Source organism: Azospirillum sp. FG154, from assembly GCF_057809575.1.
The window spans coordinates 41,707-62,113 of the sequence record NZ_JBMDKF010000013.1 but is presented as its reverse complement, the minus strand read 5'-3'; the positions used below and the strand labels follow the sequence as shown (position 1 = coordinate 62,113).

17 protein-coding genes and 2 pseudogenes are annotated in these 20,407 nt (G+C 61.5%); 12 read left to right on the top strand and 7 right to left on the bottom strand.

Annotation, left to right across the window (positions count from 1 at the left end; all coding sequences use genetic code 11):
* Positions 1-13: 13 nt before the first annotated feature.
* A complete protein-coding gene (locus tag ACODS4_RS16120; protein ID WP_488865525.1) occupies positions 14-1,336 on the bottom strand; it encodes a tetratricopeptide repeat protein in 1,323 nt (440 codons plus the stop codon).
* A 144-nt stretch (positions 1,337-1,480) separates the two neighbouring features.
* A pseudogene (locus tag ACODS4_RS16115) lies at positions 1,481-1,672 on the bottom strand (hypothetical protein); the annotation flags it as partial.
* Between the two features lie 15 nt (positions 1,673-1,687).
* Here ACODS4_RS16115 and ACODS4_RS16110 point away from each other — a divergent pair.
* From ACODS4_RS16110 to ACODS4_RS16080, 7 genes and pseudogenes are all read left to right on the top strand, one after another.
* A complete protein-coding gene (locus ACODS4_RS16110; RefSeq protein WP_488865371.1) occupies positions 1,688-2,785 on the top strand; it encodes a glycosyltransferase family protein in 1,098 nt (365 codons plus the stop codon).
* An 80-nt stretch (positions 2,786-2,865) separates the two neighbouring features.
* A pseudogene (locus ACODS4_RS16105) lies at positions 2,866-3,075 on the top strand (IS701 family transposase); the annotation flags it as partial.
* A gap of 162 nt (positions 3,076-3,237) precedes the next feature.
* Positions 3,238-4,089, top strand: coding sequence for a glycosyltransferase family 2 protein (locus tag ACODS4_RS16100; protein WP_488865369.1), 852 nt, complete (start codon positions 3,238-3,240; stop codon positions 4,087-4,089).
* Between the two features lie 46 nt (positions 4,090-4,135).
* Entirely contained in the window at positions 4,136-5,491 is a 1,356-nt protein-coding gene (locus tag ACODS4_RS16095) for a glycosyltransferase family 4 protein (protein ID WP_488865367.1), read from the top strand.
* Positions 5,492-5,643: 152 nt separating this feature from the next.
* Entirely contained in the window at positions 5,644-6,819 is a 1,176-nt protein-coding gene (locus ACODS4_RS16090) for a hypothetical protein (RefSeq protein WP_488865365.1), read from the top strand.
* Entirely contained in the window at positions 6,819-8,060 is a 1,242-nt protein-coding gene (locus ACODS4_RS16085; protein WP_488865363.1) for a glycosyltransferase, read from the top strand. Before ACODS4_RS16090 ends, ACODS4_RS16085 begins: the two co-directional genes overlap by 1 nt.
* A 16-nt stretch (positions 8,061-8,076) precedes the next feature.
* Complete coding sequence (locus ACODS4_RS16080; RefSeq protein ID WP_488865361.1) at positions 8,077-8,772, top strand: class I SAM-dependent methyltransferase; 696 nt, start codon at positions 8,077-8,079, stop codon at positions 8,770-8,772.
* 33 nt (positions 8,773-8,805) lie between these two features.
* Here the strand turns inward: ACODS4_RS16080 and ACODS4_RS16075 are convergent, their stop codons facing one another.
* Positions 8,806-10,050 carry a glycosyltransferase family 4 protein gene (locus ACODS4_RS16075; RefSeq protein ID WP_488865359.1) on the bottom strand — a complete coding sequence of 415 codons (1,245 nt, stop codon included), beginning with the start codon at positions 10,048-10,050 and terminating at the stop codon, positions 8,806-8,808.
* Positions 10,051-10,337: 287 nt separating this feature from the next.
* Here ACODS4_RS16075 and ACODS4_RS16070 point away from each other — a divergent pair, with 287 nt between their 5' ends.
* The 3 genes from ACODS4_RS16070 (at position 10,338) to ACODS4_RS16060 (ending at position 13,676) form a co-directional block, all read left to right on the top strand.
* Positions 10,338-11,210 carry a hypothetical protein gene (locus ACODS4_RS16070; RefSeq protein ID WP_488865357.1) on the top strand — a complete coding sequence of 291 codons (873 nt, stop codon included), beginning with the start codon at positions 10,338-10,340 and terminating at the stop codon, positions 11,208-11,210.
* A 273-nt stretch (positions 11,211-11,483) separates the two neighbouring features.
* Positions 11,484-12,179 carry a glycosyltransferase family protein gene (locus ACODS4_RS16065; protein WP_488865356.1) on the top strand — a complete coding sequence of 232 codons (696 nt, stop codon included), beginning with the start codon at positions 11,484-11,486 and terminating at the stop codon, positions 12,177-12,179.
* A gap of 351 nt (positions 12,180-12,530) precedes the next feature.
* Positions 12,531-13,676: an aromatic ring-hydroxylating oxygenase subunit alpha gene (locus ACODS4_RS16060; RefSeq protein ID WP_488865354.1), complete on the top strand. Its 1,146-nt coding sequence runs from the start codon at positions 12,531-12,533 to the stop codon at positions 13,674-13,676.
* 19 nt (positions 13,677-13,695) lie between these two features.
* Here the strand turns inward: ACODS4_RS16060 and ACODS4_RS16055 are convergent, their stop codons facing one another.
* From ACODS4_RS16055 to ACODS4_RS16040, 4 genes are read right to left on the bottom strand one after another with little or no spacing between them, the layout of a single operon-like run.
* Positions 13,696-14,268 carry a GNAT family N-acetyltransferase gene (locus ACODS4_RS16055; RefSeq protein ID WP_488865352.1) on the bottom strand — a complete coding sequence of 191 codons (573 nt, stop codon included), beginning with the start codon at positions 14,266-14,268 and terminating at the stop codon, positions 13,696-13,698.
* Positions 14,265-15,251 carry an RHO alpha subunit C-terminal catalytic domain-containing protein gene (locus ACODS4_RS16050; RefSeq protein ID WP_488865350.1) on the bottom strand — a complete coding sequence of 329 codons (987 nt, stop codon included), beginning with the start codon at positions 15,249-15,251 and terminating at the stop codon, positions 14,265-14,267. The genes ACODS4_RS16055 and ACODS4_RS16050 overlap by 4 nt, the downstream gene beginning before the upstream one ends.
* Positions 15,248-15,889 carry a Rieske 2Fe-2S domain-containing protein gene (locus tag ACODS4_RS16045; RefSeq protein WP_488865348.1) on the bottom strand — a complete coding sequence of 214 codons (642 nt, stop codon included), beginning with the start codon at positions 15,887-15,889 and terminating at the stop codon, positions 15,248-15,250. Before ACODS4_RS16045 ends, ACODS4_RS16050 begins: the two co-directional genes overlap by 4 nt.
* Before the next feature lie 34 nt (positions 15,890-15,923).
* Positions 15,924-16,688, bottom strand: coding sequence for an SDR family NAD(P)-dependent oxidoreductase (locus ACODS4_RS16040; RefSeq protein WP_488865346.1), 765 nt, complete (start codon positions 16,686-16,688; stop codon positions 15,924-15,926).
* Positions 16,689-16,862: 174 nt separating this feature from the next.
* Between ACODS4_RS16040 and ACODS4_RS16035 the strand changes: the two genes are divergently transcribed.
* Complete coding sequence (locus tag ACODS4_RS16035; RefSeq protein WP_488865344.1) at positions 16,863-17,960, top strand: 3-oxoacyl-ACP synthase III family protein; 1,098 nt, start codon at positions 16,863-16,865, stop codon at positions 17,958-17,960.
* 13 nt (positions 17,961-17,973) lie between these two features.
* Complete coding sequence (locus ACODS4_RS16030; protein ID WP_488865342.1) at positions 17,974-20,403, top strand: hypothetical protein; 2,430 nt, start codon at positions 17,974-17,976, stop codon at positions 20,401-20,403.
* Positions 20,404-20,407: the final 4 nt, after the last annotated feature.

The window sequence follows — 20,407 nt, the reverse complement described above, 5'->3', positions numbered from 1 at the left end:
TTCCAGGCCAGTTTCAAGCGCCCGTGCGATCCGGCGTGGCGGCGAAAGCCCTGAGGTCCCGCTGCACACGTGCGAAAACCGGCGACCAATCCCCGGCGGTTGATTGCCGGTAGATGCGCATTGATGGATACCATGGACTGTCCTCGCGCTCAGAAAACCAACACCAGAGAAAGCCGGTGCGGTTGGCCAGCAGCGTCCATACTGGAACCCCCAACGCGCCGGCGACGTGGACGGTGGTGTTGCTGATCGAAATCACCAGATCCAACGCGGCGATCTGTGCGGCGAAGCCATCCAGATCGGTCATCGGGTCCACGCTGTCATCGTGCAGAATGGTGGTTCCGTGCGTGCGTCGGGCCTCTTCCAGCGCCGCGCTGTGCGAACCGTATTGGAGATCGACGAAGACCAGACCGGGCAAGGTCAGCAGGGGCGCCCACAAGGGCAGGGGAGCGCTTTTGAAATCCCGGTGGTTCGGGTTGGCTGAGTGCCATGAAATGCCCACCAGCCGTCGTTCGCCCGCGATGGCCCGGTAACGGGCGCGAAGCGCCGCGACCCGCTGCGGGTCGGCGGTCAGGTAACGGGGGCGGGGTGGGAAGGCCGCGAAATCTGGACGGAGCCAACGGCCAAGATCGCCAAGCGGGGCTTGGGCGGCCAGATCGGGATGGGTGGTTGCCGGATGGGGGGGATCGCTGCGCGGCGCCACCAGGACATCCGGAAAGGACCGAGCGAACAGAGGCGCCAGGCGAGGGGCTGTTTCCAGCACACAGTTGATCCCGCGCTGGGTCAGATCGGGGATCATCCCCGCCAGCAGGATCTCATCCCCTACCCCCAACTCCCCCCACGCCAGCAGCCGTTGGCCAGCCAACGCGGCGCCATTCCAAAGCGGCAGGGATTGATGACGGCGATTGGCGGCGTTGACCCCTGTGTTCCAACGGGCGGCGTGGTTCGCCCAACCAGTGGCCAGATCGCCATGCAGCAATTGCGTCAGGCCCAGATTGCTGCGCGCCTCGGCATAGGTGGGGTCGATGCGAAGGGCTCGGGTGTAGTTTTGAGCCGCATCGCCCAAGCGTCCTTGGAATTGCAGAAGGATGCCCTGATTGCCCCAGGCTGGCGCGGTGGCCGGATGCAGCGCCACCAAAGCGCGGCTGGTCACGACCGCGTCATCCAAGTCGCCCGACGCGCGCAACAGGTCGGTCAGCGCGTGCAGGGCCGCGCCGTTCGTCGGCTCCAGCCGCAACATACGGCGGAAGGACCGGATCGCCGCTTCAGTCCGACCGAGAGCGCGTTCGATGGAGCCGAGATTGTGCAGAAGGGCTGTTTCCGCCGGGGACAGCGTCACAGCGTGGCGGATCGTCGCCAGGGCATCACCGCTGCGGTTCATCCGATGAAGAAGGGCTGCTCGATTGGCGTGCGCCTGGACGTAATCCGGTCGCGCCACCGCCGCCCGTCTGAACCAACGCTCCGCTTCAGGGGGCTGGCCATCACCCAGCGCGATCAGGCCAAGCGTGAACAGGGCCTCGGCGTCGCAAGGGTTTTCCAGCGCAACGCGTTGGCACGACGCGGTCGCTTGCGCTTTGTCTCCAGCCCGCAAGAACCCTCGCGCGGACGCCAGAATCGCGGCCCGGGCCACGGATGGGGGCGGCAGGAGTGGTGCTTGCGGCGTTCCAGAAGGCATGGCGATCACGCGTGGTTGGAAGGGCGATCAATATGGCTTAAGGATGACGGCTCTGACCATAGAGGCTGGCATATTGCGCGCATGAACCTGCTTTGGATTCTGTCAGGGCCATTGGAGCACCGCAAAGATGGCATTTATTCCCCTTACGGCAGTCACCGGTTGCGGGCGCTTCTCCCGGCGCGAGCGCTTGGCCGTTTGGGGCATCGCGTTTCGGTTTTGCAAGGGGAGCATCTGGCGGACAAGCTGGAGTCGCCAATCCTTAAGAGCATGGACGCCGTGATCGTCGCCAAGCAGTTCACAGACATCAGCCCTGCCTTGCGCCGCGTGAAGGAGGAGGGCGTCCGGATCGTGGTGGATGTCTGCGACGATGTGTTCGCTCTCGATCATTTGCGCGGCCTTTACGCCGATCTGCTGGACCTTGCCGATCTGTGCGTCGCAGCCAGCCCGGTGTTGGCGGAGCGCATCGCTGCTCATCACGCGGTTCACGGGCGGCGCACATCCGCGCTCTTTGTTCCTGATTGCGTGGAGGGAGGGGCGGAGTCTCCTCGTTTCCGTCCTGCTTCGGACGAACCTTTACGACTGCTGTGGTTTGGTCAACCGGCCAATCTGGACGCTCTGGAGGAGGAGTTGCCAGAGCTTGGCGACATGGCGTCTCGCCATCCGATGGTCCTGAGCGTCGTCACAAAGGTGATGCCGTCTGTTTTGGAGCGCTTTTCCAACGGGCGCTGCGGCTTGCCTATCCGGTGTCTGCCCTGGTCTCCTGAAGTGATGCGCGCCGCCTTGGATTGGTGCGACTTGGTGATCGTGCCCAGCGCGGCCACTGGGGACAAGCTTGTGAAATCCTCCAACCGCGTGGCGACCGCCCTGTGGGCTGGGCGGATGCCTGTGGCTTTTCCCTTGCCCAGCTACCATGCCCTTGCCGACGCCGCGATCCTGTCCGAACGGGCCGCAATTGGGATTCAGCAGGCGTTGGCTGATCCGGTGGCGATGGAAGCGCGCATTGTGCAAGGGCAGGCGCTGATCGATCAGGCGTTTTCGCCAACGGCGGTGGCGTCCTGTTGGCAGGCGGCCCTTGCGTCTTCTTTCCCCATTGTCTGTGAGATGCCGCGATGACCCCTTCCGATCCACACCCACTGCGCCTGAGTTCTACGCAATAAGAGGTTCATCCTTTGTTCAGAGAGGCGGTATGGCTCCCTCATGCTGATCGTTTCGCCGCCGTTCGCGTTCACGCCGCGCCCGCGCACCGCGACGAGGAGCGGGCGGAGCGTCGCCCGGAGGAGTGGCTGCTGATCGAATGGCCTGATGACGAAGAGAAGCCGACCAAATCCTGGTTGTCGACGCTGCCGGAGACAACGTCGCTCGACGCCTTGGTGGAGAATTGCGCACTTTATGGCACAGTAGAACTGGCCGTGGCGGCGAAAGCCCTCCAGCCCGTTTGCCTGATTGGCCGATCATGCCCGACGCCCAGATCCTCTCTACGCAGAACAGCCCATGAATGTTGAGCTTTTGCAAAAAAATACCTATCAGATCAGGGTGTGGATCAGTGTGTGGCGGGCAGGAAAACGATGTCGGATTGGTTTGGGTTTCGCCCTGGATTGCGCCCAGCTCTGCCGCCTGACAAAGTTATTTACAGCCTGATCACAATTGTTCGGAACGCTGCGCCAACCCTGGAAAGAACCTTGCAGAGTGTCGCCCGGCAAACATACCCTTTCTTTGAGTACATCGTCGTTGATGCGGGTTCAACTGATGGAACAATCAACATATTGAAGAAATATGAGCATCTGATCAGTTTCTGGTGCTCTGAGCCAGATCTTGGCCATGCGGATGGACAGAACAAAGGAATAAGCAAGGCATTAGGGCGATACATTGGTTTTGTTTATGCTGATGACTGGCTTGATCCTGATTTTATTGAAAAATCAGTTTATTCAATTGAAAAAAATAAATGTCATTTTGTATTTGGTGATATGAAGTATTATAATAACGGCCAATATCTTTTTACAATAAATGGCGATGGAAAATATCTTGATAAGATTTCATATCGTGGGCCAATCATGAATTACCCGACGCTATCTGTTTGCTCTTATGTGTTTGAGGAAGCTGGAAATTTCAACATTGATTACAAAGTCGCTCCTGATTTCGAGTGGATATTCCGGATTAATAGTTTTGGCTTCAAAGGTGTTTACGACCCATGTATAACCTATAATTTTTCGTTCGGCGGAAATTCAACGAAGCACATGAGGAAAGCGATTGTCGAGGTTGCGCGGGCGGCCTGTCTGTATGGTGGAAATCCAATAAAGGTCTGGGGTTACGCAATCCTCAAGATCGCCTTTCATGCGGTGGATGATTTTTTCCGTGACCACACCTCGTCGGGCGTCTATGCCCGGATCCGAGCGGTCCGTAAATCCATCACCGGATAGGAGACAAGAGACGCCACATGTTTGTTTGGCGGATGGCCGTTGGTCCATGAGTTGGTGGAAAAGAAAGAGCAGCGTTGTGGCCAGACAGACGGAAGGGCGTGATGATGACGGGCTGATGGCTTCTGTCGCCATCAATCGCCGATCAGTTGCGCCTTTGCCAACCGCACCCGGTGGTCGACGCATAGTGCTGCATGATTACGGTGGTTATGCTTTTCCGGCGCAGTTGGCCCGATGGCTCGCTGGGCAGGGGCATGAGGTGCTCCATCTCTATTCCGCCGATGTCGAAGCGCCGCGTGGCTGTTTGCAACGCCTTCCCGATGACCCTCCAGGCTTTTTCATCGAGGCGGTGAGCAGCGGGCGTCCATTGCCGAAATACGCCCTGTTGCGGCGTTGGTGGCAGGAAATGGATTATGGCGCCCGCCTTGCTCGACGGGTGACGGGCTTTCGGCCCGATGTGGTTCTGTCGACGAACACCCCGCCAGCGGTGCAGGCCCGATTGTCAAAGGAACTGAATCGCTGTGGCGTGCCGCTGCTGTGTTGGGTGCAGGACATCTTCACCATTGGCGCCGCAGAGCTTTTGAAAGCAGCCCCGGCGCCGTTGCGCTGGATGGCTGGACGCTTTTTGGAGCGGGTCGAGTTCGGGGTGATGCGTCGCGCGGCTGGGGTGATCGTTATCTCCAATGATTTTCTCGACACGCTTGCCCGGTATGGGGTGCGGCATGGCGTGATCGTGATTGAGAATTGGGCGCCGCTTGGCGACATTCGCCCCCTTGCCAAAGACAACACCTGGGCCAGAGCCCATGAGCTGGTGAACCATTTTGTCTTCTTATGCGCCGGAACGTTGGGAAAAAAGCACAATCCGGCTCATCTCGCCGCCTTGGCCCGCGCCTTTCGGGAGGATCCAACCGTTCGGGTGGTGGTGATCAGCCAGGGGCCAGGGCGGCGTTGGTTGGAGGACGTAAAACGAGCTGAGACGCTTGAGAACCTGCTGCTCCTCGACTTCCAGCCTTTTGAGGTTTTCCCAGAGATTCTGGCCACCGGCGACGTTGGCGTCGTCGTTCTGGAAACCTACGCGGGCAGTCTGTCCGTACCCTCCAAGATCTACAGCCATTTCTGCGCCAGTCGCCCAATTCTGGCCGCCATTCCGCCCGACAATCTGGCGCGACGACGGATTGAGGAGATCGGCGGGGGGCTGTGCGCCGATTCTGATGATGAGGATGCTTTCATCAACGCGGCCCGACGCTTGCGCGCTGATCCAGCTCTGCGCGCAGCCTGCGCGGCTCGGCAAACGGCTTATGCGGAAGAAGCCTTTGACATCGCCCGCATCGGCGCCCGTTTTGACAATGCGCTGCAAGAAGCCCTTTCAAGCGTAAGGACATCTTCGGGAAAGCACAGGGCCTGAAGGGCCGTTGGAAAGTTTGCAACGGCCCTCTCGCGGCTCGTGTCAGATTTTGCTAACTGTGTTCTCCCATTCTTCCTTCTCGCGCCGCTCTGGCGCTCAACTGGCGCGGCGCCTGCGGATCGGGCCGCTTTTTCAGGAGCCATAGCTTCGCAATGAACGCTCTTTCTTGGCTTCTCATCGGTTATTCAGATGGAATAATTTATTACCTGATGGATAAATCAGAGATAACAGGGTATCTAATATATTTGATGCCTGTATTTTGCCTTTATATCGTTGGTATTTTTTTCTCGTACCACCTGCATATTACAAAAAGAATGCTTTTCCGCCAAGCGGCATCCCTGTTCTTTTTTTCATCTATTGGCATTCTTCATACAATCTTGATTGAAGATTTTTATGTGGAAGGCTATGCGCAGCTTTGCGCCATGGTGAGCATGATTTTGCTCTTGACGGACCTGTTTGCCGACAACGCGGACACGTTGCGACCGGGCTTCGCACAGGCCATGCTGACGGTGCATGGAATCGTCTGTGGCTACATCATTCTGTCTTGGCTTACGCTCCATTTGATGGATGTGGACATCAGCCTGTTCATTCATGACAGCCTTCAACAGGTCGATCAACCCAGCCTGAGAAGCAGCGGTTTGCACCGGGAACCCGCGTGGGCTGGCTATGCGGTCGCCAGCAGCTATCTGGCTGTTCAGTTGACCCGTCAGGGAAAGATGTTGATCCCGCAAATGCTTTTTTTGATTGCCGTCGCGGCGACAGGTTCTGGATCTGGTTTGGTGATGGCGGCCCTTTTCATCTCTCACCAGATCGCCACCGCGCGCCATATGGGAATGGCAATTCGGCTTGGTCTGCTGGGCGGCTTCATGCTTCTGGCAATCGCCGTGTTTGGCCAGCGGATTATGGAAATTTTCAACAACAGTGACGTCTCCGTGCTGATGCGCGCCGAATCCAGCGTCGTCGCGTTCAATGTCATCAAAGAGACATTCCCACTTGGAACAGGATTCGGGAATTACCGTGATTTCGCCGATTTTGATCAAATTCTTTGGGGAGGCTTAATCAATCTTGCTGAAGCGGAATATTATAAATCAGATACATTCATATTGAACACAATTGCGGAACTTGGCATCCTTGGTGGTGTGCTTGTTTTTATTTTGTTGCGAAATTTCTATTGCCGCCAATCACCAATGGTGTTTGGATTTTCTCTCCTGATGATGCTGAGCGCTGGGACATTGATTATTCCCTCCTATTTGGTTTTGGCCGCTATCGCTGGGTTGGAGATCGACCGCGCGCGACGCCCCACACCGACTGAGCCGACGGTTTCCTGATGGTCGATCCCTCATGCCTGTGGCTGACCCGTTTCTATCCATACCCGCCCCATGCCGGGGATAAAATCTACACAGCCCGATTGATCGAAGCCCTTGCAAAGCTTGACTGCTCGACAACGGTTTTGTGCAGTCTGGAGACTGGTGACGGACAAGACGCGCCATCGGATGACGCGCCCAGGTCTGTCGAGTGGGTTCGGATGGCGGCGGCTGGGTCCGGTCGACTCTGGGCCTATCCCATATCATCCCTGCCACGCCAGGCGCTTGCGTTGGCCACCCCACGGCAACGGGCGGCGTTGAATCGGTTGCTGCGCCGCCAGAGTTGGAGTGCGATCATCATCGATTCCGTGACGATGGGATGGGTCTTGCCGCAAATTGAAGCCCGCTGGCCAGATCGAACGAAGCGCCCTCCACTGATCTATCTGTCACACAATCACGAGAGCGGCCTGCGCCAAACCGCTGCGCGGGAATCCCGCGAGCCGTTGCTGACGCGGTTGGTCCAGCGCCAGGACGCTAAACGAGTCGCCGCATTGGAGGCCCGTCTGCTCGCCGCCGCAGATCTGGTGACGGCGAACACCCAGGAGGATCGGCGGCTTTTTGAACGTGACGCTCCGAGCCAACATTACGAGGTGCTGGTTCCAGGTTACGATGGCCCCGTGGCGCCGGAGAGGTTGTTGACCGCCGATACGCCCCGCCGCGTCGTCGTGGTTGGCAGTTTCGGTTGGCTGGTGAAGCGGCAAAATTTGTGCGAGTTCCTGGAAGCCTCTGCCGCGCCCTTGGCAGCGCGTGGGATCGGGATTGACATTGTCGGCAGCGGGCCGATGGCTTTTCTTGACCGCCTGCGCCGCCGCTTCCCTCAAGCGACGATCCATGGTCCGGTGGCCCAGGTTGAGCCGTATCTCGCCGCAGCCCGCATCAGCGTCGTGCCGGAACGGGTGGGTGGAGGCTTCAAGCACAAGGTCTTGAACGCCATCTTTCAACGGATCCCCATCTTCGCCTTGTCCGATTCGATCACAGAACTGCCTCTGAAGGATGGCCAGTCCGTCCGTCTGTGCCCGGGATTTCAAGAACTGGTTGCGGCCATCATCGCGGAGATAGACGATCTGGAGCACTTGAACAGCCTTCAACGGAACGCCTTTTCAGCCTGCGAAGGACGCTTCGATTGGAACGAACGGGGGCGCCGTCTGCGTGAAGCGATCGAACGCCTGATCGCGGCGGCGCCCAAAGACAAGGTGCGGCCATGACGATGGCGTCCACGTGATGATCTCCGTCAGCTTGTCAAAGCTTTGGCCATTGTGGCTGCTGCGACGCCTCAACCCGCGCTATGGCTGGCTGTCGGACACGGCTCGGCGTCGCATCGCCACTGTGCTCGATGTCGGGGGGGAGGGGCAGGACAGTTTTCTTGCTGCGGCTTACCTGCCGGGAAGCCGCTTCACCGCGTTGAACATTGCCGCCCCAGGTTCGCTTGCGGTCGGCGCGCGCTTCATCCGCTGTGATCTTGATCGCGACGGATTGACCTCGCTTGCTGGGCGCCGTTTCGACTATGTGATTTGTTCGCACACGCTTGAGCATTTGAAGACAGGAACCGGCCTTATTGATGGGCTGGCGGATCTGGTGGCCGAGGGCGGCTGTCTGTACCTTGAATGGCCGGCGGAGCGTTCACAGCGCTTTCCGTTTCGAGGGTTGGGATTGAATTTTTACGATGATCCGACCCATGTGACCAGCCTTACGCTGCGTCATGCCCAAGAGAGACTGGAGGCGCGCGGCCTCACAATTCTGGCCGCAGGCCCTCGGCGCAATTGGCTGCGCGCCGCGTTGGCGCCGTTGCTCTTTGTGAAGAGCGTGATCCGCTTCCGTCGCTTGGTGCTGTATGATTTTTGGGATTGGACGGGATACGCGGATCGAGTGTGCGCGATTAGAACAACAAGCGTAAAACGGGAATCATTGTTGCGGTAACATTTTCTGTGATTCACCGTTTTGGAAGGTGGGTCATGGGGCTGCATCGGATTGAGGGGCGAGATCCGCGCGCAGGCCCAATCCCTTCAGCATCCGGTCGATGCGGACATCCCAACTCCATTCTGTCCGCATCCGCTCGGCGGCTTGGGCGGCCTGGGCGCGTGCGGTCTCACGGTCGGCGTGCACGCGCTCCAGTGTTTCCACAATCTCATCAACGGAGGATTCCCCCCACCCTTCCGTTCCGACCCCGTCCGGGCTGTTATGAACCGGAGCCTGCGCCCGCAGCGCCAGGCAGGGCAAGTCGGCGATCAGATCAAGATGACCGGTGTTGGCCGACAGGATGGTCGGCGCCCCGCAAGCGATCGCCTCCATCGCAACCAGATTGGTTCCACCCTCGCAGCGGTTCGGAAACAGCGCGACATCCGCCTGACGCAAAATCTTTCCCATCGCCCGATTCGGCACCGCCGGCACGATCTCAAACGACCCCTCCGGCAAACCGTTCCGGCGCAGCCAACCAGCCACATCAACCGTCCCATGGGCATCAAAGGCAGGAGTCTCGGCCAGATGAGGCGAGGCTTCCATGCTGCGCGCCAGGGCGGGCCAGGGACTGAACCATCCCGCCATCAGCAGCGCTTCGGGATGACGCTGTTGGAAACGTCGGAAGGCGGCGACCACCACATCCTGCCCTTTGCGGAATTCCAGCTTGCCTCCGGAATAGACGATGAAGCGGTTCTGCGCGTGCCCGCGCGGCGGTCCAGGATGGAAAACAGCGGTGTCCACCCCCTGCGGACAGACCACCACACGCTCCAGCCCAGCGCCACGGATCACCTCGGCGGTCCAGGACGCCCCGGCCGCGATGCAGGCGTAACGCTGGCCACGCATCACCGCCTCTGGTCCAAGCCGGGTGTCTTCCAGAAAGGCGATCGCCAGATCAGGCTTGCCGACCAATGTGGTGGCCACGGGGGCCGCAGCCAATCCGTTGCCCAGCCCATGCAACATCGGAAAACTGCTCCGCACCAGCGCGGTCGGATCGGGACGGCTTGCCATGGCGGTGGTGATGGTGGAAGCGTTGGCGATGAGCCGATCCAAAAGGGCCGGATCGGTGGCGTTCCGGTCCACCGACGACAGAGGGTAGAAGGGCAGCGGATCCAAATCACCCGTCGACATCATGTGACGCGCGATGTGCAGCCCAAGGATGCCCCAACCAGAGTAGCTGCCAAGCTGCCAGACAAGCCCAACCTTGCGCCCGCCCCCCAAATCAATCTTGATCTGGGTCATGGGGCATGCCGGAGAAGGGAAAAGGCGGACCACCGGACACAACCGCGTGGCAAAGGATTCTTGTGAAAAGTGTCCAAAACAAAGCCGTGATGAGTGATGCGCAGTGTTTCAACCGGACACGGCGCCGCCCAAAGAGGCGGATGAACCGGAATGGTGATCCAATTCATGGCAAAATCCCATTGCGGTGGCAATCCGCTTTCCATCTCAGACCAGCTTGACAGGGGCAAAAGGAACCCCCGAAGGTCACGGCTTTCCTGATCTCGTCAAAGGGCGGCGTTGTCACGACCATGCGCATTCTCATCGCGATCCCGCATTATTGCGGCGCACCCAAACCCGGCGTCACTGTTAAATACGGCTCAACCCACGGAAACAGGGTCGCCCGCACAACCGCCTTGCGTGACGCCATCACCGCGTGCCGTAGCCATTTCGGCTCCCAGGGAATGATGCACAGCCGAAATTACGAGAGAATTGTTCGCCGCCCTAACATTGGAGCGGTGACAGATGTGGATATCCTCGTCGTCACCACCGGCGACCATCATCTTCTGGATCAATTAAACTTTCCAGATGGGTTTTTCATTAATCACTCAGTAGAAACTGATCCAATGATGCTTGGATTTGAATGCCACTCTTTGTTAGCGGATCGGGTAGGGTGTTACGATTATTACGGATACATCGAAGATGATCTGGTCATTCACGACGCCAATTTCTTTGACAAACTGACTGCGTTCAATCAAGCGCAAGGAGAGCGCTGCGTCCTGCTGCCAAACCGTTACGAAACGGCGGTGCGGTCAGCCTACCACAAGCTCTACATCGACCGGGCCATGCACGAGAGCCTGCCCATCGGCAGCGTCGAGCCTGAGGACCGTCGGATCATCGAAGGGCCTTTCCTCAATCGATCCTTGATTCTGGAGCGTCCATCCAACCCACATTCCGGCTGTTTCTTCCTGGATGATCGGCAAATGCGGATCTGGCGTGACCAACCCTTTTTCCTGGACCGTGACACAAGCTTCATCGGGCCTCTGGAAAGCGCCGCGACTCTGGGAATCATGAAGACTTTCAAGTTGTTCAAACCACATTTGACCTGCGCGAATTTTCTGGAGATCCACCACGCTTGCAACCGCTACCTGGAGCACGACCTGAAGACGGCGCCCACGACCTGAGCGATTTCGGGAAGGGAGCCATGCAAACGTGAATCGCCGATGAATCGGCTTGTATCTGCATCGGCAATCCCCTAATTTCAGCGAAGCCATCTAGCCAAATTGCCGCCATAGCCTGCAGGCGGCAGCCGGTTTCATAAAAGACCAATGGGCCCCCACCCATTGGTCTTTTTTTTCAAAGACACCCTGCGGCGAAATAGCGACACCGAAGAGCTTGAGCCACATCGGAGCTTACCCTAAGCTCCGTTCACCCGCCGCAAGGTCGGCCGGATTTCCATGGCGGCTTCTCTCATGATCAATGTTTTCATCGGCTACGACCCGCGCGAAGCGGTGGCGTTCAGCGTGCTTGAACACAGCATCAACGCGCGGGCTTCGCGTCCGGTCTCAATCACTCCGTTGATGCTGTCACAACTGAACCACCTGATGTGGCGTGAACGTCACCCGTTGCAATCAACGGATTTTTCCTTCTCACGCTTCCTCACACCCTATCTGTGCGGCTTTGCGGGATGGTCGATCTTCCTCGACTGCGACATGCTGGTGCTTGATGACATCGCCGCCCTCTGGGATTTGGCGGATGACCGGTACGCCGTACAGGTGGTGAAACACCAACATGTTCCTCAAGAGGATAGCAAATTCTTGGGGCAGCCGCAGACGCGCTATGAAAAGAAAAATTGGTCGAGCGTGATGCTGTTCAACAACGCCCGCTGCGCTGCGCTCACACCTGATTACGTCAACACGGCAACCGGCATGGCGTTGCATCAGTTCCATTGGTTGGATGACGAATCATTGATCGGAGAATTGCCACACTGCTGGAATCACTTGGTTGATTACGACCCTCCTGCACCACAGGGGGAAATCTCGAATCTGCACTACACCATTGGAGGGCCGTATTTCGACAAATATGTCGACTGCGGTTACGCGGATTTGTGGTTCCAGGAGCGGGACCGGATGCTGCACTGTTCGCAGCGTTGATCCTCATGGAGCCGATTCTTCACCGGCGACCCGCATGTCACGCGGGGCGCCGAGCTTGCCCCCTCCATCCGGATCCTTGAGAAATTCTTCGATGGCGTCCACGAAGGTGGTGGACGCCATCTGAACTTTCTCTTACGCCCGCAAGGGTGAACTTCGGGGGGAAGAGTCTTACTCTCATTGGCGTGACGGGGGAGTCGCTGGACACGCCACGCCATCATCGCCGACGTCAGCGGACGGCGTGGGATCGAGGCCAGCCTTTTCCGGCCCTGAACCAGGAGGCGTCACGTGGTCGCAGGACAGGTCTCAGGTCGGCGCTGGACCCCGCGACGGGAGGCGGCTACCCTGCCCGCCATGCACACGCCCCCCAGCGCGCCGGGCTTCGCCCCGGCCAAGGCCGTGCCCGGCATCGTCCCGGCGGCCTACCATGACCCGGCGGTTTTCGCCGCCGAGGAGGAGCGGATTTTCCGCCGCTGCTGGGTGTTTGTCGGCTTCACCGACGATTTGCTCCAGCCGGGGGACTGGCTTACCCGGCGGATTGGCGGTCTGGATGTGGTGGTGCGGAATTTCGACGGCGATCTGCGCGCTTTTCGCAACGTCTGCGCCCATCGCTTCGCCATCATCAAGCGCGAACCGCGCGGCCATGGCATGCTCCGTTGCGCCTATCACGGCTGGACTTATGACCGTGACGGCGTGCCATATGGCATTCCGGGCAACGAGGCCTATTTTGGCTTGGACAAGGCGGACCGCTGCAAGCGCGCCCTGCCTCCCGTGGCGGTCGCGTGTTGCGGGCGCTTTCTGTTCCTGCGTATCGCGGCGGAAGGACCGACGCTGAACGATTGGCTGGGGCCGTACGCCGAGGTGCTGCGCCATGCCTCCGACGTCTTTGTCCGGTCCTTTGACGAGCGGGAGATGGTGTGGAACGCCAACTGGAAAATGGGCGTGGAGAGCGTGCTGGAGGTCTATCACGCCGACACCGTCCACCCGACGACCTTTCGCAAGCTGGTCAAGGGCGATTGGCGGTGCGACCACGTCGGCGCCCATTCGCGTGGCGTGACCAGCGTGTCGGACCAAAGCGCCCGCTGGTGGGACGGTGTGGCCAAACGGCTGGATTTCCGACCCAGCGACCGGCTGCGCGACTATGACCATCTCCACATCTTTCCCAATCTGGAGATCGGCGTCACCCGTGGGCTGGTGATGAGCGTCCAGACCTACGACCCGCTCGCCCCGGCGCGCTGTGGGTTGCGGCTGCGCCTGTTCCTGGCTGATCCGGCTGGGCGGGAGGGTGAGCCGGTGGGGGGAACGGCGGCGCGGCGGCTGATCGAGGACACCGCCCGCGACCTGAACGTCGCTCTGCTGCGCGAGGACCAGGAGGAATCCGAGCAGGCCTTCCGGGGCGTGCGGCAGACCGACACCCCGGCCCTGCTCGGCCTGAACGAGGAGCGGATTCAGCAGTTTCACGCGGTGTGGCGGGACGCCATGGGCGAAATGGGCGCATGAGCCGACGTGCGTGGGCTGGTCACGCGTCCTCGCGCCACTCCCGCCCATCCATGTCCTGATACACGCCGAAGCGCGTGCGGGTGGTCCGCCAATCGTCGGCCAGCATTTCAAAAATGTGCAGGTCGATTTCCCGACCATCCTTCATTACCTGCCGGGCCAGCACGCCGACCGGGCGATAACCGATCATCGGCTGCCCCTTCAGCAGGCGTGGGCTGTTGGTGCCCAGGATATGATTCACCACCTTGCGCAGTTGCATGGTGAAGAAGGCGTGGTTCAGCATGTAGGCGAAGTTCAGCGGCGCCGCTCCGATGCGACCCGCCCGTTCGCCCATCAACACGCCCATGGTGGCGATTTTCCAGGCCGGTTCGGTGATGGTGATGGAAACATGGCCGCTCGGCGCCCCGTCCACGCACAGGATGCGGTGGACATAGTCCGTCCGTTCGGCGCACCGGCGCAGCCAGGCCTTTTGCCGCTCCAGATCATAGGGAACTTCGGACAGCATCTGATCGGCGATGTCCGGCCTGGTGCGCCAATCCAGCAGAATTTGGGCGTGCTCTTCGGTTGGGACCAGGAAAGTCAGGCGACCGCTCACGGCGCGTCTCCAGCAAGCTGGGCCAGCATGGCGGTGTGGAAATCAAGGATTCGGCGCTCCCGGCGGCCATAGACGCCGTTCCCCAGAATTGCCGGGCGTCCTTGTTGGACGGCTTCGCAAACTGGGCGGTCCTCAGCGATCACGCCGGTGGCGGATGTCACGAGATAAGCGGCCGTGGATCGGTGGAAGGCGCGTTCCCGTGGGTTGTCCAGTCGGGTTGTCGGCAGGAACAGCTGCCACCGCAGCACCGTTGCATCGGGGGCCACCGGATCGACCCGGTGCGGAATGACCACCGCCCCATAGAAGCTTGCCAGATAGAAATTCGGGAAAATGAAGATGTGGCGGTAGAACGGCTCCTCGGCGAATTTGGCCAGCCGCAGCTTGGCGTCCAGTTTTGCCCACCAGCCCGCCGTCCCATCGGCCAGCCGCCAACGGGAATCGCTGTTCGCCCCGTGCCGCTCCGTCACCAGATGGGTTTGCCAATCGGGATGGACCGCTGGGTGGATGGTGTCGGGGTGGACGGTGGAGCCGTGGAAGTCGTCCATCGTGTTCTCGACCAGCGCCTTCCAATTGGCTTGGAAGGGAATGCCGACCGGCGCTTCCGAGTTCACGCAATTGGCCGACATTGTCGCCAATCGTTCGGCATAGGGGTGAAGGTGCTGACGAAGGGTGGGCGCGGCCTGACGCGCCGCCTGGTTTGTCGGCGCCACGCGGGCGAAGACGAGCGCGCCGCAGCGGTCCACCTCCAGCGGGCGGGTTTGATCGCCGTCCTGGCACGTTCCATTCATCCGCCCGTCGGCGTCGCGGGACACGGCAAAACGCAGACCGGCCATGTCGGCGGACAGCGCGTCGCGGTCGTCGAAGACCCCCATGTAAAGCCAACAGCGACCAAAGATCCGCTCCCGTTCCTGGGCAAAGGCGGCGTCGGTCCAAAAATGATCGTGCGGCAGGAAAGCGCCGCTTTCCGGAAAAAGCGCGGTCATGCGGGTGTCTCCACGTCGGCCTGTCCGGTGCTGTGGACGGGGTGGTAAAGCCAGGAGCGGGCGAACCGGTCGGCGGCGCCGGGTGGAGGCAGAGCGTCGAGCCGCAGGGCGACGCCGGGGTTGAAAGTGGCCCGCAGGTTGGCGGTCTCGATCCCCTCCCAGGATGGGGTGGCGTCCTGCAACGGCGCGCGTTCGCGAAAGTGGTTCGACAGGTCGGCCAGTCGGGCGAAGACGTTCGCCCCCATCTGCGCGTCAAGCCCCGGCCCTTCGGTCGCCACCCGGATGAAGACGAGCCGTCCGCACACCGCCAAAGCGGCTGGGTTCAGGGCCAGCCGCCGTCGTCCTTCGGCGTCGAGCTGGAAGTCGGTCGGGTTGAAGGGCACCCCCACCGGCGCCCCCGCCGCGTCAAAACTCCAACCATGGTACGGGCAGCGCAACGGGCCGCAGCCGCTGGGCGCGTCGTGGATCACCGCGAAACGATGGGTGCAGACGTTGCGGAAGGCGACCAACGCCCCCTTGATGTTTTGCGCCACCAAGGGAATGGCCCCGATCCGCGTTGTGACGAAGGCGTTGGGCGCGGCGAGATCGTCGGCGGCGCAGAGGAAGAACCAACGGGTGTCAGGCGTGTCCGCAGCCATGGGAAAACTTTCGTTCAGGCAGGATCAGGCGGCGTCAGGCAGTGCGCCCGCCATCGACGGTGACGATGGAGCCGGTCATCCACCGGCTGGTGTCGGCCAGCAAATAGGCCAGCATGTGGGCGATGTCGTCGGGATGGCCGAAGCCAAGCGGTTGCAGCTTGCGCAGATGTTCGTACTGCTCCTCGGTCAACCGTTGCTTGCCGCGTTCGATCAGCTCGGTTTCGACGATGGAGGGGACGACGCAGTTCACCCGGATGCCGTCGCCCAGCAGTTCCACCGCCAGCCCTTTGGTGGCGGCGATGATGCCGCCCTTGCTGGCGGCGTAGACAACGTTGCCGGGCGAGGCCGCCGTCGCAGCGGTGGAGGAAATCAGCGCGATCGCCGCCCGTTCGGCGTGACAGCCCTTCTGCCGCAGCCCACGTGCGAGCGCGAGCGCGCTGCCCAGATTGGCCCGCATCACCGAATCGAAGAAATCGGCGGAGAAAATGCGGATCGGCCGCAACGTCTGGATCCCGGCGCAATGGGCGACGCCGTCCAGCGGCCCGTGATCGGTGGCCAACCGCTTCACCCAGGCGGGGATCGCCTCCAGATCCGACAGATCAAAGGCGACCACAGCGTGTCCGTCGCCCGCCAACTGCGAGCCGGTGTCGTTCAACCGGTCAATGTCCCGCCCGTTCAGGATCACGCGTGCGCCCAACCGGGACAGCATCACGGCGGTTGCCCGCCCAATTCCAGCCGATGCGCCTGTGACCAGCATGCGGCGACCGGACAGATCCATGGGGTTGTAAAGGGCGGTCATGGCGGTATGGCGTCCATCCTCGTGGCGGGAACCGTCGACCATAGCACAGCCCCCGGTTCCGGCATGGTTATAGACCGCGCGAAATTTGCCTGTCGTTAGGGCATTTTGCCGTAGGCTGCGGTTGGCGTCGGGTCAAACCGCCGCCCAGGGATCACCAGGCAAGGACAAGGCATCATGAAAGCCGTCGTCGAAGGGGTGCGGATCGCGGGGGTACGGGCGGTGGTGCCGCCGCAGCGCCATTCCTTCGTGGCCGATCCCGCTCCTTTCACCGAGGAGGAGGCGCGCAAGCTTGCGGCCACCATCGGCGTGACGGAGCGCCGCGTCCTGCCCCGTCCCTATTGCGCGTCGGATCTGTGTGTGGCGGCGGCGGAAGGGTTGATGGCGCAACTGGGATGGGACCCATCCACGGTGGAGGTCCTGGTCTTCGTTTCCCAGGACGCCGATTATGTGCTGCCCGCCACCGCCTGCGTCATGCAGAACCGGCTTGGGTTGCCGACCAGCGCTGCGGCCTTTGACGTGCCGCTGGGCTGTTCGGGCTATGTCTATGGGCTGTGGATCGCGTCGCGCCTGTTGGGCGGCTCCACGGCCACGCGTGCGCTGGTGCTGTGCGGCGACAACGCCACCCGCCATCTGCACCCCGACGACCGCTCCACCCTGCCCCTGTTCGGCGACGCCGGGTCGGCCACCGCGCTGGAGTTGGACCCGGCGGCGGCTCCGATGCCGGTGGTCGTCGGTACCGATGGGGCGGGCGCGCCCCACATCTTCGTCAAGGCGGGCGGCAAGCGCCATTGTTTGATCCCACCGGTGGGCGCCGGCGGACGGGTTGGCGCCCCTGATGCCGACGCCGCGCAATTGGAACGGGACTCCCGCCTGGCCCTGAACGGCGCGGAGGTGTTCGCCTTTACCCTGCGCGCCGTGCCGCCGCTGTTGCGCGAGACGATGGCGCACGCCGGAACTGATGTGGAGGGGATTGACCGCTTTGTGCTGCATCAAGCCAACGCCTTCATGCTGGAACATCTGCGCAAGAAGATGAAGGCTCCGGCGGAGAAGTTCGTCATCGACATGCAGGGGTTTGGCAACACCAGTTCCGCGTCGATTCCGCTGGCGCTTTGCCACAGCCTGGGTGGAGCGTTGGCAAACGGACGGTTGCGCGTCCTGATGGCGGGCTTCGGCGTCGGCTGGTCCTGGGGTGGGCTGGTGGCTGATGTCGGTCCGATCCCGGAACCGATGGTGGTCGATTTGCCGGATGGTTATCCGGTGCTGGCGGTGTGAGGGATTGTCCTGGATGCGACGCTTCCTTTGCCCGACGCCAACGCTTCCCTGGGCGGTTGATCCGCCGCCGACCCTGCTGTCGCTTGATGTTTTCGACACGCTGCTGCTGCGTCGGGTGGAGTCTCCTGTCCAGGTCTTTGATGAGGTTGGGCGACGGGCGCGCGCTGTCGGTCTGATTGATTCGGGCTTGTCCCCCCCCTTGTTCCGTCTTATCCGCCAGGAGGCGGAGCGGCGCGCGCGCGCGGCGGCGCGGCGGGAACGAGGAACGGACGAGGTCACTTTGTCCGATATCCTGCGTTATTTTCCGGTCGCCGATCCAGAGAGGTTGATGGCCCTGGAACTGGCTGTGGAGGCCGAGGTCCTGTTCGCAAATCCCTTGTTGCTGGACGGTCTGCACGTTCTGGCAGCTCAGGGACGCGCGCCGACGCTGGTGTCGGACATGTATCTGCCGCAGGACGCGCTGCGCTTTTTGCTGCGCGGCGCCGGAATTGCCGATGACCTGTATCGGGCTTTGTATGTGTCCTGCGAGCATGGCTGCTCGAAACGGGATGGTGGGTTGTTTCGGCGGCTGTTGGCCGATCATCCAGACATGGATCCCGGTGACGTTCTGCATGTCGGTGACGATTCGATGGCGGATGTCGTCATGGCGACATCCGCTGGTCTGCGGGCCATTCACTATGCGCCGCCTCCCGGTTTGGGGCGCCTGCGGGAGCGTGAACGGACGCTGACCGGATTCGGTGTTTCGACATCCCCGCCGTTGCGGCGGTTGGTGGCGTTGGCCGGTCGGGATGACGGCGCCGATGAGGGGTTCTGGCTGGAATTCGGCGCGCTGGTGCTGGGACCGGCGATTGTCGAGTATTGCCGCTGGGTTGTGGAGGACTGTCACGTCCGGGGGATCGGGCTGATCGCTCCGCTGATGCGCGAGGCTGACCTGTTTGTTCCCCTGATGCGGGATTGGGTGGCGCGTCGCGGGTTCGACATTCGGGTCGAGCCGCTTTTTGCGTCCCGGCAGGCCCTGGCCCCCCTGGAGTACGCCGAACTCAATGGCGTCGTGGCGCGGAATATTTTGTCGGCTCGCCCCCACCTGTCATGGGACGCGCTGCTGCGGCAGGTGGGGGGGCGGGTTCCGCCTGAATGGCGAGGGCTGGTGGGTTGGACTCTTGATCGGCTGGCGGGGGAACGCGGAGGGGATGGCGCGCCGGTCCTCGATGCCGTCCTGTCCTTGTTCGACGCTCCCGATGTGCAGAAAGCCGCTGCGGCGCGGGCGTTGGAAACGCGTTCCTGCGCGCAAGCCCATCTGGTGGATGTGTTGGCGGACGCGCAACGGGTGGCGTTGGTTGATTTGGGCGCACGCGGCAGCACGCCCGCCGCTCTTGCCGGTTTGATGGATGGAGCTCCGCAGGTGGAGGTCTATCTCTGCTACGCGGTGGCGGCGGTGGCTGAGCCGATCCTGTCCGGGATGACGACCCGGGTATTCTGCGGGGAAACCGATGCGGCCATGAGTTTGGGGCGGGTCCTTTACCGCAGTCCACAGATTCTGGAGCGGGTGTTGACCGGTCTGACCGGAACGACTTTGGGCTATCGGCGGGATGCGCAGGGGAGAAGCGTTCCAGTGGTGGACGACGTGCCGGCCCGAGGGGAGGAGGCGCGGGTTCTTGGCCTGTTGCGAGCGGGAATTCAGCGGTATGCGGATGTCACAGCCGCCGCCGCAGGATACGGTTCCGGGAACCGTCTTTTCCCACTTGCGGGGCATGAGGCGATGTTTCCTCTGGCGGCGGCGCTGCTGATGCCGACGGAGATGGAAGCGCGATGCCTGGGGGCGCTGCGTTACGATTACAACGATGGCGCCGGATTGGAGCGGGGGATTTGTGACGCAACCGCAATGGCCGGGGTTGCGGCTCTGGCGGATGCGGCGGCGGCTCCGGTGATGAGCATGGCGTTGGGGTTGCGGCCTTTTCTTGCCCCATGGCCGCAAGGAGCGTTGACCTTGCGGAAGCCCAATATCTTCCGGGCGCCGGCGGAGGCTGTGGCGTTGGAGGCCGGGCATGGGGCGGTGTGTCGGGCCTTGGTGGCGGAGGTGCGGCGGCAGGGCCATCTGCGTGTTGCTGTTGCCGCCGTTGGGGGAGATGGAGGCATGGGGCCGGACTTCCTCTGCGCCGCGCACGAGGCGGGTGTGGAGGTGACGGCCTATGCCGATCTGATGCCGCATCTGATCGTGCAGACGCGTTATCATGGCGTGCCGGTCTTGCCGTTGGATCGCTTGCCTGAATTGGGGCCGTTGCCCGTGGTGTTGGTCACGTTGGGATATGCGGACCGTCTTGCCGCTCTTTTGCACGCTTGTTTCGCTGAAGCAGGGCGAACGGTGTCCCTGATCGCTCTGGGACGACCCGATTTGCAGCGACAGAAAATCGCCGACGACACGCCGGAGCGAGCGTCCGAATGAGCGT